Origin of the sequence: Streptomyces griseobrunneus (genome assembly GCF_046713465.1) — a bacterium.
Classification (GTDB): domain Bacteria; phylum Actinomycetota; class Actinomycetes; order Streptomycetales; family Streptomycetaceae; genus Streptomyces; species Streptomyces microflavus.
On record NZ_CP177080.1, the window covers coordinates 5,513,156 to 5,531,937 of the forward strand.

At 71.9% G+C, this 18,782-nt stretch carries 10 protein-coding genes; all 10 read left to right on the forward strand.

All coding sequences use genetic code 11. The features are described 5' to 3' along the window. Positions 1 to 33 precede the first annotated feature (33 nt). A complete protein-coding gene (mrdA, locus tag ACK8N7_RS25000) occupies positions 34 to 2,250 on the forward strand; it encodes a penicillin-binding protein 2 (RefSeq protein ID WP_500444198.1) in 2,217 nt (738 codons plus the stop codon). Beyond that, the gene (rodA, locus tag ACK8N7_RS25005) at positions 2,250 to 3,443 is read left to right on the forward strand and encodes a rod shape-determining protein RodA (protein ID WP_500444199.1); all 1,194 of its coding nucleotides are present in this window, start codon (positions 2,250 to 2,252) and stop codon (positions 3,441 to 3,443) included. The genes mrdA and rodA overlap by 1 nt, the downstream gene beginning before the upstream one ends. Positions 3,444 to 3,473: 30 nt before the next feature. Further along, positions 3,474 to 5,000, forward strand: a complete 1,527-nt coding sequence (locus ACK8N7_RS25010) for a CYTH and CHAD domain-containing protein (RefSeq protein ID WP_500444200.1) — start codon at positions 3,474 to 3,476, stop codon at positions 4,998 to 5,000. Between the two features lie 52 nt (positions 5,001 to 5,052). After that, positions 5,053 to 6,981, forward strand: coding sequence for a TIGR03960 family B12-binding radical SAM protein (locus ACK8N7_RS25015; protein WP_403208096.1), 1,929 nt, complete (start codon positions 5,053 to 5,055; stop codon positions 6,979 to 6,981). Between the two features lie 66 nt (positions 6,982 to 7,047). Then, the gene (locus tag ACK8N7_RS25020; RefSeq protein WP_500444201.1) at positions 7,048 to 8,223 is read left to right on the forward strand and encodes a hypothetical protein; all 1,176 of its coding nucleotides are present in this window, start codon (positions 7,048 to 7,050) and stop codon (positions 8,221 to 8,223) included. A gap of 124 nt (positions 8,224 to 8,347) precedes the next feature. Further along, positions 8,348 to 9,127 (forward strand): TIGR03936 family radical SAM-associated protein, encoded by a 780-nt coding sequence (locus ACK8N7_RS25025; RefSeq protein WP_403208100.1) that lies wholly within the window; start codon positions 8,348 to 8,350, stop codon positions 9,125 to 9,127. A 230-nt stretch (positions 9,128 to 9,357) separates the two neighbouring features. Next, positions 9,358 to 13,596, forward strand: a complete 4,239-nt coding sequence (locus ACK8N7_RS25030) for an Rne/Rng family ribonuclease (RefSeq protein WP_500444202.1) — start codon at positions 9,358 to 9,360, stop codon at positions 13,594 to 13,596. Positions 13,597 to 13,942: 346 nt separating this feature from the next. Continuing rightward, positions 13,943 to 15,061, forward strand: a complete 1,119-nt coding sequence (locus ACK8N7_RS25035) for a DegT/DnrJ/EryC1/StrS family aminotransferase (RefSeq protein WP_403208104.1) — start codon at positions 13,943 to 13,945, stop codon at positions 15,059 to 15,061. Further along, complete coding sequence (locus ACK8N7_RS25040; RefSeq protein ID WP_351094093.1) at positions 15,058 to 16,068, forward strand: Gfo/Idh/MocA family protein; 1,011 nt, start codon at positions 15,058 to 15,060, stop codon at positions 16,066 to 16,068. Before ACK8N7_RS25035 ends, ACK8N7_RS25040 begins: the two co-directional genes overlap by 4 nt. 119 nt (positions 16,069 to 16,187) lie before the next feature. Further along, positions 16,188 to 18,782, forward strand: coding sequence for a glycosyltransferase family 4 protein (locus tag ACK8N7_RS25045; protein WP_403208107.1), 2,595 nt, complete (start codon positions 16,188 to 16,190; stop codon positions 18,780 to 18,782).

The following is an 18,782-nucleotide window of genomic DNA, read 5'->3' on the forward strand; positions in this document are numbered from 1 at the left end:
GCCGTACGCGACAGAGGGCACCGGGGGAACCGCGTGAGCAACATTCCCGAGACCGGGCGGACCCAGCGGGTCCAGATCCGTCTCATCGTCATCCAGGTCCTGGTCTTCTCCCTGCTCCTCACCCTCGGCGGACGCCTGTGGTACCTCCAGATCCGCAACGGTGACGAGTACACGGCCGAAGCCGCGGGCAACGGCGTACAACAGGTCGTCCAGCCCGCCGTGCGCGGCTCGATCCTCGACGCGCGGGGTGTCCCGCTCGCCGACAACGAGACGCGGCTCGTCGTCTCCGCGAGCCGCACCGAGCTGCTGAAGATGAAGGACGACGGCGTCGGCGTCCTCACCCGGCTCGCCGACGTCCTGGACATGAAGGCCCAGGACGTCCGCGACAAGGTCCGCCTCTGCGACTCCAAGACCCCGCAGCCCTGCTGGAACGGCTCGCCCTACCAGCCGATCCCGGTCACCGACGAAGCCACCACCCAGCAGGCCCTCCAGATCCGCGAGCGCGCCGAGGACTTCCCCGGCATCACCGCCGAACCCACCGCCGTACGCCGCTACGCCGCACCCGGCAAGGCGCGGACCGCGCAGGTCCTCGGCTACCTCTCGCCCGTCACCGACGAGGAGATCCAGCAGGCGCAGGACGGCCCGTCGCCCTACCTGCGCTCCGACCAGGTCGGCCGCTCGGGCATCGAGCGCACCTACGACAAGGAGCTGCGCGGCAAGGCGGGCGTCACCCGCTACGAGGTCGACAACCTCGGCCGCGTCATGGGCGAGGCGGAGAACGACCCGGCGGTGTCCGGCTCCACCCTCGTCACCAGCCTCGACGCCCGGGTCCAGGCCGTGGCCGAGTACGAGCTCGCCCAGGCGATGAAGAAGGTCCGGGACGAGACCGACAAGATCACCGGCCGCAAGTACGAGGCCGACTCCGGCGCCGTCGTCGTCATGGAGTCGAAGACGGGCCGCGTCATCTCGATGGCCTCCCAGCCCGACTACGACCCCAACGACTGGGTCGGCGGCATCTCCGGCAAGCAGTACGCCAAGCTCACGAGCAAGAAGTCCAACTACCCGCTGCTCAACCGGGGCATCCAGGGCCAGGCGCCCGCCGGCTCCATCTTCAAGGTGGTCTCCGCGAGCGCGGCCGTGCGGGGCGGCCACTCCTTCGACGACCGTTACAACTGCAGCAGCTCCTACAGCCTCGGCAGCCAGACCTTCGCGAACTTCGAGTCCCAGGGGCACGGTCCCATCACCCTGGGCGACGCGCTCAAGTACTCCTGCAACACCGTCTTCTACCGTCTCGGCCACGAGGAGTGGGTGCGTGACGGCGGCATAAAGCCGAAGAAGGACGCCAAGAACTGGTTCTACACCACCGCCCGCGACTTCGGTCTCGGCGCCGAGACCGGCATCGACCTGCCGAACGAGGTCAAGGGCCGCATCCCGGACCGCAAGTGGAAGCAGGACTTCTGGAAGGCGAACAAGGACGCCTGGTGCAAGGAGGGCAAGAGGGGCGGCACCTACGTGCAGCAGATCGCGTACGAGAGCTGCCTCGAAGGCAACCAGCTCAAGGCCTACGACAGCATCAACTACGCCATCGGCCAGGGTGACGTCCTCGTCACCCCGATCCAGATGGCCACCGCCTACGCCGCCATCAGCAACGGCGGCACCCTCCACGCCCCAACCGTCGGCAAGGCCGTGATCAGCCCCGACGGCAAGACGGTCCAGGAGATCAAGCCCAAGGCCACCGGGAAGCTGCCCGTCAACGCCCAGACCATCAAGGACCTCGACAAGGGTCTGCGCTCGGTGGTCGAGCCCGGCGGCACCGCCGCCTGGCGGTTCGGCGGCTGGCCGCAGGACAAGATCCCGATGCGCGCCAAGACCGGCACCGCCCAGGTGTACGGCAAGCAGACCACTTCGTGGTTCGCCACCTACACCGACGACTACACGATCATCATGACGATCTCCCAGGGCGGCACCGGCTCCGGCGCCTCCGGGCCCGCCGTCCGCAAGATCTACGACGCGCTCTACGGCCTCGACGCCGAGGGCAACCAGGATGTGAAGAAGGCCCTGCTGCCCAAGCCGCAGAAGGCGCTGCCGAAGATCCAGCCCGACGGCTCGATCTACGCCCCGAAGGTCAAGCCGTACAACCCGCAGCCGGCGGAGCCGGAAGGCCAGCAGGCGGATCCCGAGACCCTGGTGCCGCAACCCCCGGGCCAGCCCGGTCTCACCGGCTCACCCGCGTTCGGGAGGCGGCCCTGATGGCAGGTGGATTCTCCGTCGCCCGGTACGCCCCCGAGCGGGGCTCCTGGGCCAAGCTGACCGCCCGCGACTCCCTCGCCCGGCGGCTGGACTGGCCGCTGCTCGGGGCCGCGCTCGCGCTCTCCCTGCTCGGCTCGCTCCTCGTCTGGTCGGCCACCCGCAACCGCGACCACCTCACCCAGGGCGACCCGTACTTCTTCCTCTTCCGGCACGCCCTGAACACCGGCATCGGCCTCGCCCTGATGATCGGCACGATCTGGCTCGGCCACCGCACCCTGCGCGGGGCCGTCCCGGTCCTCTACGGCATCTCGGTGCTGCTGGTCGCCGCCGTCCTCACCCCGCTCGGCACCACCGTCAACGGCGCCCACGCATGGATCAAGCTTCCGGCCGGCTTCTCGATCCAGCCCTCCGAGTTCACCAAGATCACCATCATCCTCGGCATGGCGATGCTGCTCGCCGCCCGCGTCGACGCGGGCGACCAGGCCCACCCCGACCACCGCACCGTGGCCAAGGCGCTGGGCATCGCGGCCGTCCCCATGGCCGTCGTCATGCTGATGCCGGACCTCGGCTCGGTGATGGTCATGGCCGTCATCGTCCTCGGTGTCCTGCTGGCCTCCGGCGCCTCCAACCGCTGGGTCTTCGGCCTGCTCGGCGCTGGCGCCGCCGGAGCCGTCTCGGTCTGGCAGCTCGGACTGCTCGACGACTACCAGATCGCCCGCTTCGCCGCCTTCGCCAACCCGGCGCTCGACCCGGCCGGCGTCGGCTACAACACCAACCAGGCCCGCATCGCGATCGGCTCCGGCGGCCTCACCGGCACCGGCCTCTTCGAAGGCACCCAGACCACCGGCCAGTTCGTCCCCGAGCAGCAGACCGACTTCGTCTTCACCGTCGCCGGTGAGGAGCTGGGCTTCCTCGGCGCCGGACTGATCATCGTCCTGCTCGGTGTCATCCTGTGGCGCGCCTGCCGGATCGCCCGCGAGACGACCGAGCTGTACGGCACGATCGTCGCCGCCGGGATCATCGCCTGGTTCGCCTTCCAGTCCTTCGAGAACATCGGCATGACGCTCGGCATCATGCCGGTCGCCGGTCTGCCGCTGCCCTTCGTCTCCTACGGAGGGTCCTCGATGTTCGCCGTCTGGGTCGCCATCGGGCTCCTGCAGTCGATCAGGGTGCAGCGGCCGATGTCTGCCTGAACCCGCCTCACGGCGGGTAGGTGTCCGTATATGGCGGACACCAAGCGCGAGATCGAGCGGAAGTACGAAGCCACCGAAGCCACCCGGCTGCCCGACCTGAGCCGGGTGGCCGGGGTCGGCCGGGTGGTCTCCCGGGGCGTGAGCGAGCTGGACGCCGTCTACTACGACACCGCCGACCTCCGCCTCGCCGCCGACTCCCTCACCCTGCGCCGCAGGACCGGCGGGGCCGACGAGGGCTGGCACCTGAAGTTCCCCGTCGCCACCGGTATCCGGGACGAGCTCCACGAACCGCTCGCCGACACCCTGCCGCGTTCCTTCGCCGCCCTGCTCCGCTCCCGTCTCCGCCACGGCGAGGTGGCCCCCGTCGTCCGCCTGCTCTCCTCCCGTGACGTCCAGCACCTGACGGACCCCGACGGCACCCTCCTCGCCGAGGTCAGCGTCGACACGGTGTGCGCCGAACGGCTCGCGGGGGAGGGGACCGGCACCACCGCCACCTGGACCGAGATCGAGGTCGAGCTGGCCGACGACGGCGACCCCGCCTTCCTGGACGCGGTCGAGAAGAGGCTGCGCAAGGCCGGGGTGCGCCCCTCGGAGTCGCCGTCGAAGCTCGCCAGGGCCCTGGCCGAGACGGCACCCGTACCGGCCGGGGAGAAGGATCAGAAGGACGACCCGCAGACCGCGGGCGACCACGTCCTCACCTACGTACGCGAACAGATCCGCACCATCGTCGGCCTCGACCCCGCCGTCCGCCGCGACCTGCCCGACTCCGTGCACAAGATGCGCGTGGCGACCCGCCGGCTGCGCAGCGCCTTCAAGACCTACCGCGCGGTCCTCGACCGCGAGGTCACCGACCCCATCGGCGCCGAACTCAAGTGGCTCGCCGGCGAACTGGGCGTCGACCGCGACCAGGAGGTCCTCGACCAGCGCCTGGGCGCCCGCACCGAGGCCCTCCCGGGCACCCTGGTCCTCGGCCCGGTGCGCGGGCGGCTGCGGATCTGGTCGGCCGCTTGCCGTACCGGATCGCGCCGCAGGATCGTCGCCGTACTGGACGGGAAGCGGTATCTGGCCCTCCTGGACACCCTGGACGCGCTCGCCGCCGACCCGCCCCTGCGCCCCGCCGCCTCCCGCGCACCCGCCAAGGCCCTGCCCCGCGCGGTGCTCAAGGACTACAAGAAGCTCGCCCGGCGCATGGACCACGCCCTGGAGCATCCGCCGGGACCCGAGCGGGACACCGCGATGCACGAGGCCCGCAAGGCCGCCAAGCGCGCCCGGTACGCGGGCGAGGCGGCGCGGCCCGCCCTCGGGAAGCCCGCCAAGCGGTTCGCCAAGCGGGTGAAGGCCGTGCAGACCGTCCTCGGCGACCACCAGGACAGCGTGGTGGCCCGCGACGCCCTGCGCACCCTCGCGATCCAGTCCCACGCGGCCGGGGAGACCACCTTCACCTGGGGACTCCTGTACGGGCACGAGGAGGCGACCGCCGACGCGCGGGAGCGCGAACTGCCCGAGGTGTGGGCACGCGCCTCCGATCCCGTACTGCGGGCGGATCTGAAGCACTGAGCCGCGGGGTACGCTGGATGGTCACCCCAGCCGGCTCACGAAGGTTCGCGAGATGTCTGCCGCATCGGTCTTCCCACAGCTCGAAGCTCTGCTCCCGCATGTGCAGAAGCCCATCCAGTACGTCGGCGGTGAGCTGAACTCCACCGTCAAGGACTGGGACAGCTGCGACGTCCGCTGGACCCTGATGTACCCCGACGCCTACGAGGTTGGTCTCCCCAACCAGGGCGTCATGATCCTCTACGAGGTACTGAACGAGCGCGAGGGCGTCCTCGCCGAGCGCACGTACAGCGTCTGGCCGGACCTCGAAGAGCTGATGCGCGAGCACAACGTGCCGCAGTTCACCGTGGACAGCCACCGCCCCGTCGGCGCCTTCGACATCTTCGGGCTGAGCTTCTCCACCGAGCTCGGCTACACCAACATGCTCACCGCCCTGGACCTGGCGGGTATCCCGCTGGAGGCCAAGGACCGGACCGTCGACCACCCGATCGTCCTCGCGGGCGGCCACGCCGCGTTCAACCCCGAGCCGATCGCGGAGTTCATCGACTGCGCGGTCATCGGCGACGGCGAGCAGGCCGTCCTGGAGATCACCGAGATCGTCCGCGCCTGGAAGGCCGAGGGCCGCCCCGGCGGCCGCGACGAGGTGCTCTTCCGGCTCTCGAAGACCGGCGGCGTCTACGTCCCGCGCTTCTACGACGTCGAGTACCTCCCCGACGGCCGCATCGGCCGCGTCGTGCCCAACCGGTCCGGCGTGCCGTGGCGGGTCTCCAAGCACACCGTCATGGACCTCGACGAGTGGCCCTACCCCAAGCAGCCCCTCGTCCCCCTCGCGGAGACCGTGCACGAGCGGATGTCCGTGGAGATCTTCCGCGGCTGCACCCGCGGCTGCCGTTTCTGCCAGGCCGGCATGATCACGCGCCCCGTGCGGGAGCGAAGCATCACCGGCATCGGCGAAATGGTCGAGAAGGGACTCAAGGCCACCGGCTTCGAAGAGGTCGGCCTGCTCTCCCTCTCCTCCGCCGACCACAGCGAGATCGGCGACATCGCCAAGGGCCTCGCCGACCGCTACACCGACGACAAGGTCGGCCTCTCGCTGCCCTCCACCCGCGTCGACGCCTTCAACGTGGACCTGGCCAACGAGCTGACCCGCAACGGCCGCCGCTCCGGTCTCACCTTCGCCCCCGAGGGCGGCTCCGAGCGGATGCGCAAGGTCATCAACAAGATGGTCTCGGAGGAGGACCTGATCCGGACCGTCGCCACCGCGTACGGCAACGGCTGGCGTCAGGTGAAGCTGTACTTCATGTGCGGCCTGCCCACCGAGACCGACGAGGACGTCCTCCAGATCGGCGACATGGCGGTCAACGTCATCGCCAAGGGCCGCGAGGTCTCCGGCCAGAACGACATCCGCGCCACCGTCTCCATCGGCGGCTTCGTGCCCAAGCCGCACACCCCCTTCCAGTGGGCCCCGCAGCTCAGCGCCGCCGACACCGACGCCCGGCTCAAGAAGCTCCGGGACAAGATCCGCGGCGACAAGAAGTACGGCCGCTCAATCGGCTTCCGCTACCACGACGGCAAGCCCGGCATCGTCGAGGGCCTGCTCTCGCGCGGCGACCGGCGCGTCGGCTCCGTCATCCGCGCGGTCTACGAGTCGGGCGGCCGCTTCGACGGCTGGCGCGAGCACTTCAGCTACGACCTCTGGATGAACTCCGCCGAGAAGACGCTCCCCGAGTTCGGGGTGGACGTCGACTGGTACACCACCCGCGAGCGCACCTACGAGGAGGTCCTGCCCTGGGACCACCTCGACTCAGGCCTGGACAAGGACTGGCTCTGGGAGGACTGGCAGGACGCGCTCGACGAGACCGAGGTCGAGGACTGCCGCTGGACCCCCTGCTTCGACTGCGGCGTCTGCCCGCAGCTCGACCTGGACATCCAGATCGGCCCGACGGGCAAGAAGCTGCTCCCGCTGAGCGTGGTGGACAAGTAGCGCGTCCCTGACGCTCCGTAGGCCCGGCCCGGCAACCCCGGACCGGGCCTGCGCGTCATCGAGGGCATGGACGACAGCAAGCACCAGGCACTGGACCGGTACGAGCCCGACACCGCCCTGACCAGGCTGATCAGGGTTCCCGTGCGCATCGTGGTGCTGGTCGTGGTCCTGCCCGTCCGCATGGTCTGGGACCTGCTGTCCGTCGGCTGGCACGCCTTCGACCGGGTGCTGCTCCGCCCGCTGGGCCGGGGACTGGCCCGGCTCGCCGACACCCTGGTCCTGACCCCACTGGCCTGGCTGTACGCCAACGTCCTCACCCCGCTGGCCCTGGCCGTCATCTGGCTGGCGACGGCCCTGTTCATCTGGCCCTGGACCGGCCTGTGGCGGTACGTGGTCGTGCCGGTGGCGAAGTACGGGATCGCGGTGCCGCTGGTGTGGCTGTACGCGAACCTCCTCACCCCGCTCGGCCACGGCGCGGCCTGGCTGTTCACCACGCTGGTCGTCGCCCCTGCGGTGGGCTTCTGGCGGTACGTGCTCGTCCCGGCGGCGGGGTACGGCGTGGCTGTGCCGCTGGTGTGGCTGTACGGAGCCGTCCTCACCCCGCTGGGCCGGGGCACGGCGTGGGTGCTGGGCAAGGTGCGGCAGGGGACGGCCTGGCTCGTGGGCGGGGTGTGGCAGGGCATCGCCTGGACCTTCGGCCTGCTGTGGCAGGGCATCGCCGCCACCGGGCGCGGGCTCGGGACCGCCGTCACCTGGCTGGTCATGACGCTGCTCGTCACCCCCGCCTCCTGGCTGTACCGCCACATCCTCGCCCCGGTCGGCCGGGAGATCGCGGCGGCCGCCGAGGTCGCCTGGCGGATCGCGGGGTACCTCTCCCGGGCGGTGGGCCGGGGGATCGCCTGGCTGGCCCGGCACCTGATCGGCGTACCCGTGGTCTGGGTCTACCGCACGCTGGGCACCCCGGTCGGTCACTTCGTCCGGGACGCCCTCTGGGTCCCGGCCCGACGCGCCGCCGCCGAGGCGGGCCGCGCCGCCCGCGGGGCCCTCGCCACCGCCCGCGAAACCGTGCGGCAGGCCCGCCGGGACGCCTGGCGGGCACTGGCCGGCGGGGCGGGCGGGGCGCGGTCCGGGGAACCGCTGGGGGTGCCTGCGCGTACTCTGGGTAGTACAACGACTGTCCCCAGCGCGGCGCAGGCGTCCGAGACCTCCCTGCTGGGCGAGAAACTCGTCAAGCAGGGGTGAGTAGGAGCCGCACCCCGGGGACCACCCCGTACTTCGTGGGCGGCGCTCCACAGCGCCCGCCCCGCACCGAGGAGAAGAACCACTGGGCAAGCGACAGCCCGAAGGCCCGCCGCCCGCACCGGCAGTGCAGCGCATCCGTCTGCGCTACACCAAGCGCGGCCGCCTCCGGTTCACCAGTCACCGCGACTTCCAGCGGGCCTTCGAGCGGGCACTGCGCCGCTCCGAGGTGCCGATGGCGTACTCGGCGGGCTTCACCCCGCACCCCAAGGTCTCCTACGCCAATGCCGCCCCCACCGGCACGGGCAGCGAGGCCGAGTTCCTGGAGATCGCCCTCACCGAGGCGCGCGACCCCGACCTCCTGCGCGAGCTGCTCAACGACTCGCTGCCGGACGGTCTCGACATCACCGACGCGGTGGAGGCCCGGACCTCGGGCCTCGCCGAGCGGCTGACCGCCTCCGTCTGGGAGATGCGCCTGGACGGCGTCGAACCCGACGAGGCGCGTAAAGCCGTCGACGCGTTCAACGCCGCCGGGAGTGTCGAGGTCCAGCGCAAGGCGAAGAACGGCATCCGCACCTTCGACGCCCGCTCCGCCGTCGCCGACCTGCAGGCCCTTGATCAACCGGCTGATAGGCCGGGGGACAAGCCCTGTGCGATACTGCGGCTGGTTGTTCGGCACGTGACACCTGCCGTGCGACCCGACGACGTCCTGTCCGGTCTCCGCGCTGTGGCCGACCTGGCGCCGCCCGTCCCCGCTGCGGTGACGAGGCTGGCGCAGGGGCTCTTCGACGAGGAGTCCGGCACGGTGACCGACCCGCTCGCGCCCGACCGCGAGGCCGCCCCGACCGCACATCCCGCGGTCGCAGCAGCCGTCGCGACGGCGCCGGAAGGTGCAGGTTCCGCGTAAGGCGGTCGTTGTAGCGCAGCCCTCCGACTCGGGAGCCACCTGGGTCGGGCCGCGCACTGACCCATAAGACTTTCGCCAGGCCGTGCGCAACACCGCGTACGGAACCGGCGAGCCAGACATCAGCTCCCGTGCGGCGCCCGCGCCCCGGACGAGCGGTACCGCACCACTGCGGACCGTGCCGGACCGGAATCAGACGCGGCGCCCGGGAGCGCGACGGGAGAACCGCCCGCATGCCTCAGCCGAACGAACCCGCTACCAACGGGAACAACGAAGAGAACACCCCCGGGGACAAGCTGCCGCCGCGCCGCAGGCGCCGCGCCGCTTCCCGCCCGGCGGGCCCGCCCGGCGCACCCCTGACGCCGGCCGGCACCGAGGAGACCGCACCGGCCGCCGAGGCCGCCGCCGTGGAGACCCCGGCCGCCGCGCCCGAGGAGACGGCCCCCGAGAGCGCACCCCCCGCCCGTACGCGCCGCCGTGCCGTGCGCAAGGCGACCGCGCCCGTCGGCGCTCCGGAGACCGCCGAGGTGGTCGCCGAGACCGTCGAGGCAGCCGCCCCGACGGCCGCCGCGGAGGCCCCGGCCGCCGAGGCCGCCGACAGCGACGCCCCGGCGCCGCGCACCCGCCGCCGCGCGGTCCGCAAGGCGACGGCTCCGGCCGGCGCCCCGCAGGCCGCCGAGGTCGTGGAGGTCGTCGAGACCCCGGCCGTGCCGCTCGTGGAGGAGGAGCCGGAGGCCGAGCCCGAGGCCGCCCCGGAGCCCCCGGCACCGCGCCGCCGCCGTGCCTCCCGCAAGGCGACCGCGCCCGCCGGTGCCCCGCAGGCCGCTGTGGTCGTCGAGCCGGTCGCGCCCGCCGAGCCCGTGGCCGAGCCGGCCGTCGAGGCCGCCGAGCCGGTCGCACCCACCGCCGAGGCCCCGCGCGGCCGCACCCGCCGCCGTGCCTCCGCCCCGGCCGGTGCCCCGCAGGCCGCCACGGCCGCCGCCCCGGAAGCGGTGGACGAGCCCGCCGCCGTGCCGGCCCCGGCCGCCGCCGAGATCGCCGAGCCCGCCGAGGAGACCCCGGCGCCGCGCAGCCGCCGCCGTGCCTCCCGTAAGGCCACCGCCCCCGCCGGAACCCCGCAGGTCACCGAGGCGGCCGAGCCGGTCGCCGCCGCTCCCGCCTCCGCCGAGGAGCCCGTGGAGAGCGTCGAGGCCGGCGAGAGCCTGCCCGCCGCCGTCGCCGAGGAGCTCGCCGCCGAGGTGGAGGAGGTCGAGGAGGCCGCCCCGCGCGGACGCCAGCGCCGCCGGGCCACCGCCGCCGCGGGCCGCCCCGAGTTCACCGCCAAGACCGAGGAGCCGACCCGCAAGGGCCGTCGCGCGACGCGCCCCGCCGTCGCCGTGTTCCAGGCCCCGGTCTTCGCCGAGCCGATGTTCCAGACCCCCGAGACGGCGGCCGCCGCCGCTGCCGCGGCCGGTTCCTCCTCCCCGTACGACGAGGTGGACGAGGTCGACGAGGCCGAGGAGCAGCAGACCGCCGAGGTCCAGCAGGCCCCCGCACCCGCCGAGGCCGCGCCGCAGGGCGGTTCGCGCCGCCGTCGCCGCCGCCGTGGTGAGGCCGCCGAGGCCGAGCGGGCCGCCGAGCCCGCCGCCCCGGTGGAGACGCCCGCCGAGCAGCCCGTGGAGGAGGCCCCCGAGGCCGAGGCGGACGAGCACGACGGCGAGGACACCGACGAGTACGGTGACCGCCCCTCGCGCCGTCGCCGTCGCGGTGGCCGCCGTCGCCGTCGCGGCGAGGCCAACGACACGGACGACGCCGAGCAGCACGCCGACGAGGCGCCCGCGCACTCCCGTTCCGAGGACTCCCGCGCCGAGGCCGAGCAGGCGCAGGGCCAGGACGCCGACGAGGAGGAGGACGACGACAACGACTCCTCCGCGTCCGGTTCGAGCAGCAGCCGTCGCCGTCGCCGTCGCCGCAGCGGTGAGGGCGGTGCCGAGGCCGACAACGGCACGGACGACCCGGAGCGTACGGTCGTCAAGGTCCGCGAGCCCCGTAAGAAGGAGGAGCGCGAGCCGGGCACCGGCTTCGACGAGGTCCAGTCCATCAAGGGCTCGACCCGTATGGAGGCGAAGAAGCAGCGCCGCCGCGAGGGCCGCGAGCAGGGCCGTCGCCGCGTCCCGATCATCACCGAGGCGGAGTTCCTGGCCCGCCGCGAGGCCGTCGAGCGGGTGATGGTCGTCCGCCAGAGCGGCGAGCGCACCCAGATCGGCGTCCTCGAGGACAACGTGCTCGTCGAGCACTACGTCAACAAGGAGCAGGCCACCAGCTACGTCGGCAACGTCTACCTGGGCAAGGTGCAGAACGTCCTGCCCTCCATGGAGGCCGCCTTCGTCGACATCGGCAAGGGCCGCAACGCAGTCCTGTACGCCGGTGAGGTCAACTTCGAGGCGCTCGGCATGGCCCACGGGCCGCGCCGCATCGAGACCGCGCTCAAGTCCGGCCAGTCGGTCCTGGTCCAGGTGACCAAGGACCCGATCGGCCACAAGGGCGCCCGGCTGACCAGCCAGGTCTCCCTGCCCGGCCGTTACCTCGTCTACGTGCCCGAGGGCTCGATGACCGGGATCAGCCGCAAGCTGCCCGACACCGAGCGCTCCCGCCTCAAGACGATCCTCAAGAAGATCGTCCCCGAGGACGCGGGCGTCATCGTGCGCACCGCCGCCGAGGGCGCCAGCGAGGACGAGCTGCGCCGTGACGTCGAGCGGCTCCAGGGTCAGTGGGAGGAGATCCAGAAGAAGGCGAAGGGCACCAGCGGCTCGAACGCGCCGACGCTGCTCTACGGCGAGCCGGACATGACCGTCCGGGTCGTCCGCGACATCTTCAACGAGGACTTCTCCAAGGTCATCGTCAGCGGTGACGACGCGTGGGAGACGATCCGCGGTTACGTCTCGCACGTGGCGCCCGACCTCACGGAGCGGCTCTCCCGCTGGACGTCCGAGGTCGACGTCTTCGCGACGTACCGCATCGACGAGCAGCTGATGAAGGCGCTGGACCGCAAGGTCTACCTGCCCAGCGGCGGTTCGCTGGTGATCGACAAGACCGAGGCGATGGTCGTCGTCGACGTCAACACCGGCAAGTTCACCGGCCAGGGCGGCAACCTGGAGGAGACCGTCACCAGGAACAACCTGGAGGCGGCCGAGGAGATCGTGCGCCAGCTGCGGCTGCGCGACCTCGGCGGCATCGTCGTCGTCGACTTCATCGACATGGTGCTGGAGTCCAACCGGGACCTCGTCCTGCGGCGCCTCCTGGAGTGCCTGGGCCGCGACCGCACCAAGCACCAGGTCGCCGAGGTCACCTCGCTCGGCCTGGTCCAGATGACCCGCAAGCGGGTGGGCCAGGGTCTGCTGGAGTCCTTCTCCGAGACCTGCGTCCACTGCAACGGCCGCGGTGTCATCGTCCACATGGAGCAGCCGACGTCCGTCGGTGGCGGCGGCGGTTCCAAGAAGTCCAAGAAGCGCGGCCGTGGCGGCGCCGGCCAGGACCACGAGCACGGTCACGAGCAGGACCACGGCCACGACGACCACACGGCCGAGCCCGTCGAGACCGAGTCCGAGGCCGAGCTGGCCGCGGAGGTCGCCGCCCCGGTGTCCCTGGCGGACCTGGAGCCGGCCGCCGACGAGGAGTTCTACAGCAGCCCGGCCGAGGCCGAGGCGGCCGCCTCGCGCGGCCGTGGCCGCCGCCGGGCGACCCGCAAGGTGTCGGCCCCGGCCGGCGCCCCGAAGGCCCAGGCTCCCGCCCCGGTTGCCGAGACGCCCGCTCCCGTCACCGAGGCGGAGCCGGTGGTCGACACGCCCGAGCCCCAGGCCCCGGAAGCCCCGGTCGCCCAGGAGGCCCCGGCCGCTCCGGAAGCCGCCGAGCCGGCCGAGGCCGCGCCCCAGGGCCGTACGCGCCGTCGCGCCACGCGAAAGGCGTCCGCCCCGGCGGGTTCGCCGAAGCAGGCCGCAGCGGCGGAGCCGGTGCAGCCGGCCGAGCCCACCGCGGACCCGGCAGCCGTCGAGGACCCGGTCGTCGAGGCGCCCGCCGAGCCCGCTCCCGTACCGGAGACCCCGGTGGCGGAGGCCCCCCAGGAGGCCGCTCCGCCGCGGGCCCGGCGCCGGGTGACCCGTAAGGTCACCGCTCCGGCTGGTTCGCCCACGGGTGCGGAGGAGGCAGGGGTCGTCGTCGTGGAGTCGGCGCCCGAGGCGAAGGCCCCGGAGGCCGAGGCCGACGCGTCCGACGAAGCGGTCCCGGCGAAGAAGACGGCCCGCAAGGCCGCCGCCAAGAAGGCTCCGGCGAAGAAGGCGGTGGCCAAGAAGACGGTCGCCAAGAAGACCGCCGCGAAGAAGACCACGGCGAAGACGACCGCGAAGAAGGCGACGAAGAAGACCGTCGCCGCCGAGCAGTCGTCGCCTTCCGTGACCGCTTCGGCGCCGTCCCCCGACGGCGAAGCGTCGGCCTGATGACGCACCGGATGCCGAATCCGTAATCGGATGTTCATTGTCCGTGGCCCGTTCCGATACTTTCGGGGCGGGCCACGGGCTTTGTTTCAGAACTGATGCAGGACCGGGTTAACGGGCCCGAAATGGCCTGAGAAATCCCTGATAATGTGACGGCGGTCGCTGGACTGTCAGGATTCTTCGCAGAAACTACAACCGGTGACCGGGCCCGGTGACAGACAGACCGGACCAGAATCCTCGGCAGGGCGTCGGCATCGCGCCGGTGGGGTTTCGCGCGGCCTCGTAAGACGTCCCGCACCCCTGAGCTCTGCCTTGTAAAGAGCTCTTGCGGTGTTCAAGGAGGACGTCCATGACGAGCATCAACGAGCAGCCGATCCCTGCTGCCCGTCCGGTCATCGGGGAAGACGAGATCGAGGCCGCGGTACGCGTACTGCGCAGCGGCCGGGTCGTGCAGGGGCCCGAGGTCGCGGCCTTCGAGGAAGGCTTCTCCCGCCTGGTCGACGGCAGGCACTGTGTCGCCGTCAACTCGGGCACCTCGGCTCTCCAGCTACTGCTCCTCGCGCTGGGGATCGGTCCCGGCGACGAGGTGATCGTCCCCTCGTTCTCCTTCGCGGCCTCCGCCAACGCGGTCCGCCTGGTCGGCGCCGACGTGGTCTTCGCCGACATCGAGCCGGGCAGCTTCGGCCTCGACCCGGCAGCCGTCGAAGCCGCGATCACGCCGCGCACCGCCGCGATCATGCCGGTCCACCTGTACGGCCACCCGGCCGCGATGGACAAGATCATGCCGATCGCCGAGAAGCACAAGCTCGCCGTGGTCGAGGACGCCTGCCAGGCCCACGCGGCGGCGCTGAACGGCACCCCGGTCGGCGCGTTCGGCGCGGGCGGTACCTTCAGCTTCTACCCGACCAAGAACATGCACTCCCTCGAGGGCGGCATGGTCTCCACCGGCGACGCCGAGCTGGCCCGTACCCTGCGCCTGCTGCGCAACCAGGGCATGGAGCAGCGGTACGCCAACGAGATCGTCGGCGCCAACATGCGGATGACCGACGTCAACGCGGCCGTCGGCCGCGTCCAGCTCGCCAAGGTCGAGGGCTGGACCGAGCAGCGCCGTGCCAACGCCGCCTACTTCGACGCCAACATCACCGCCCCGAGCGTCACCCTGCCGCCGGTCGCCGAGGGCGCCCGGCACATCTACCACCAGTACACGGTGCGGATCCGGGGCGACCGGGACGCCGCGATGGCCAAGCTCACCGAGGCGGGCGTCGGCAACGCGGTCTACTACCCGACGCCGATCCACCGCCTCAAGCCCTACTGGGAGCCGGACCAGAAGGCGGGCCGCACCTGGGACCTGCCGGAGACCGAGAAGGCGGCCGCCGAGGTCGTCTCGCTGCCCGTGCACCCCTCGCTCACCCAGAACGACCTGGAGCGCATCGTGACCGCCGTGAACTCCCTGGGGGAGAACCTGTGAGCGCCGTACTGAAGGCCGGGCTCATCGGGCTCGGCTCCATGGGACGCCACCACGCCCGCGTCCTCGCCGGCCTGGAGGGCGTCGAGCTGGTCGGTGTCGTCGACCCGATGGGCGACAAGAACGGCTGGGCCCAGGGCGCCCCCGTCCTGTCGACCGTCGAGGAACTCATCGCCCTCGGCATCGACTACGCCGTCGTCGCCTGCCCCACCGGCCTGCACGAGGAGGTCGGCCTGCAGCTCGCCGACGCCGGTGTCTGCGCCCTGATCGAGAAGCCGCTCGCGGACACCGTCGAGGGCGCCCGCCGCCTCGTCGAGGCCTTCGAGTCCCGCGACCTGGTCGCGGGCGTCGGCCACATCGAGCGCTGCAACCCGGCCCTCCTCTCGCTGCGCAGCCGCCTGGAGGCCGGCGAGCTGGGCGACGTCTACCAGGTCGTCACCCGCCGCCAGGGCCCCTTCCCGCACCGGATCGCCGACGTCGGCGTGGTCAAGGACCTCGCCACCCACGACATCGACCTGACGGGCTGGGTCACCGGCCAGACGTACACCTCGATCGCCGCCCACACCGTCTCCAAGTCGGGCCGCCCGCACGAGGACATGGTCTCCGCCGTCGGCCAGCTCTCCGACGGCACGATGGTCAACCACCTGGTCAACTGGCTGAGCCCGCTCAAGGAGCGGTTCACCTCGGTCACCGGCGAGCGCGGCTGCTTCATCGCCGACACCCTCACCGCCGACCTCACCTTCCACTCCAACGCCGCGGTCACCACCGAATGGGAGGCGCTGCGCGCCTTCCGCGGGGTCTCCGAGGGCGACATGATCCGTTACGCCATCCCCAAGCGCGAGCCGTTGCTTGTCGAGCACGAGCTCTTCCGCGACGCTGTACAGGGCAAGCCCGCCGATATCTGCACCTTGCGCCAGGGGCTTCGTACGGTCGAGGTGGCCGCCGCGGTCATCGAGTCGGCGACCCGGGGCGTGACCGTACGGCCCGCAGCCATGAGCACCACAGCCTGAGACTCGGCACGACAGGCCGGTTGCCCGGCGACACGGTGTGCCGCTGATGTTCCGGGCGGAGCGGGCTCCTGGAGTCCGCTCCGCCCGGGCCCGCCTGTTTTCACTGGAGGAAGCACGTAATGGAATCCCCTGCCCGCCGCCCGCGGCTCGCAGTGATCGTCGCGAATGGTGTCACGGGCGACTCCCGGGTCCAGAAGACGGCTGTGGCCGCGGCCCGGGACGGCTGGGACGTCACGCTGATCGGGAGGAGCGCGACCAAGCGGGTCGAGCGCTCCAGGATGGGCCCGATCGATGTGATCAAGGTGCCCGTGACCAATGAGTTCAAGCGCTCGGTGAACGGACGCAGGAACCGTCCGCTGCGCGGTTCCGTGACGCAGTTCGGTATCCGGGACCAGAACGAGCTGAACCGGTACCAGGCCTCCTACCGTGCCTGGGTCCGCCAGAAGTCCGCGGAGTCGGCCTGGGCGAAGGGGCCCCGGAAGGCGTCCCTGAAGACCGTGCTGCGGGCCCGCCGCGCCCTCCACCAGCTGCGTCTGCGCGCCTTCAACTGGGAGGAGCGCCGCAGCGAGATGCCCAAGGACCCCGCTCCGGTCCGTGACTGGCGCCGGGACTGGCCGCAGCTCGTCGACATCGACCTGGCCTTCGGCCCGGTGCTGGAGAAGCTCAAGCCGGACGTCATCCACGCCAACGACGCCACCACGATCGTCACCGCCGCCCGCAGCGCCGCCCGGCTGCGCGCGGCCGGACACCGCTGCGTCTGGATCTACGACGCGCACGAGTACGTCCGGGGCGTCGAATGGCCCAACCGTCGGCAGGCCTACGCGTTCCCGGCGGCCGAGGCCGAGTTCATCGGCCGCGCCGACGCGGTCGTCACGGTCTCCAGCCAGCTCGCCGATCTCCTCACCGCCGACCACAAGCTCTCCCGTCCGCCGGTGGTGGTGGGCAACTCACCGGTGCGTGAGGTGATCGGTTCAGGCAGGTCCGGGCTGTCCGTCCGCGAGTCCTGCGGCCTGGCCCCCGACGTACCGCTGATGGTCTACTCCGGCTGGCTCGGCCCCGAGCGCGGGGTGGACGCCGTCATCGACGGGCTCCCCGAGCTGTCCGGGGTGCACCTGGCGATCGTCTCCAGCCGGGTCACCCCGCTGCTGGAGGAGCTGCTGGAGCGGGCGCAGACGCTCGGCGTGCGCGACCGCATCCACCTGGTGCCGTACGTGCTCCAGCACGAGGTCCCCGACTACCTCTCCTCCGCCGACCTCGGCCTCACCCCGTTCCGCCGGGTGCCCAACTGCGAGGTCTCCCTGCCGACGAAGGTGGCCGAGTACCTGCAGGCCGGGCTCCCGCTGGTCACCAGCGATGTGCGGGTCATCAAGGCCTACGTCGAGGAGAAGGGGCTCGGCACGGTCTTCACCTGGGACGACCCGAAGACCTTCGTGGCCGCCGCGCGGTCCGCGCTGAGCAGGCGCCAGGAGCTGGCCGAGCACATCACCGAGGACGTGCTCAAGGACCTCTCCTGGGAGCAGCAGAGCGCCGCCCTGCTGGAGCTCTACCGCTCGCTGTCGAAGAAGACGCCCCCCGGCCCGCGCACGGACGTGCCGTGGACCGTGCAGGAGACCCCCGGGCTCAACCGCCCGGTGAAGGCCTCCGGCGAAGGCGCCGACCCGACCTGGCGCAAGCTCGGACCGACCCGGATCAAGCTCGGTCTCGGCCCCGCCAACTACGCCGGGCAGGGCGCCGCGTTCGCCCAGGCCCTCACGCAGGCCCACCCGGACGTCTCGGTCGAAGTCGTCATGAACCAGCTTCCCCAGTCGTTCGACTACCCTGCCGACGTCTACGTCAACGCCGCCGGCCTCGTCGAGCTCGACGTACAGCTGGAGCAGGTCAAGCGGGTCATCGGCCGCTACACGCATGTGCTGGTCGACGCGTTCCAGCCGCTCTTCGGCCGGCTCAACGGCAACTCGATCCAGGGCGACCTCGCCGCACTCCGCAAGGCCCGGATCAAGGTGGCCCTGCTGGCCCACGGCAGCGAGATCCGGGACCCGGCCCGCCACCTGGAGCGCCACGAGTTCTCGCTGTTCCGCGACGCCCCCGAGGGGATCGCGGAGAAGCTCCAGACGAAGGCCCGCAACAACCTCAAGATCGCCGAGCGGAGCGGGCTGCCCCTCTTCGTCACCACCCCCGACCTGCTGGAGGACCTGCCGACCGCGCAGTGGGCGCCCCTGGTCGTCGATGTGGCGGCCTGGGCCAGTGACCGGCCGGTGATGGAGCGCGAGCGGCCCGTCGTGCTGCACGCCCCCTCCAAGCGGTGGACCAAGGGCACCGACCGGATCATGCCGGTCCTGACCGAGCTGCACGACAAGGGAGTGATCGACTTCCGGCTCGCCGAGGGGATCCCCTGGAGCGAGATGCAGGAGCTGGTCAAGTCGGCGGACCTGGTCCTGGACCAGTTCACCACCGGCAGTTACGGCACCTTCGCGGTGGAGGCGATGGCGGCTGGCAAGCCCGTGGTCGGCTACATCAGCGAGACGGTGAGGACGGCCACGCAAGGAGGGCTGCCCATCGTCAACGCCACCCCCGACACCCTCCGGGAGGTGCTGGGCGCCCTGCTGGAGGACCGGGAGGGCACCGCGGCGATCGGGCGGGCGTCCGTCGAGTTCGCCCACACCTACCATGACGGAACCTGGACCGCCCAGGTGCTGGGTGGATTCCTGAAGTGA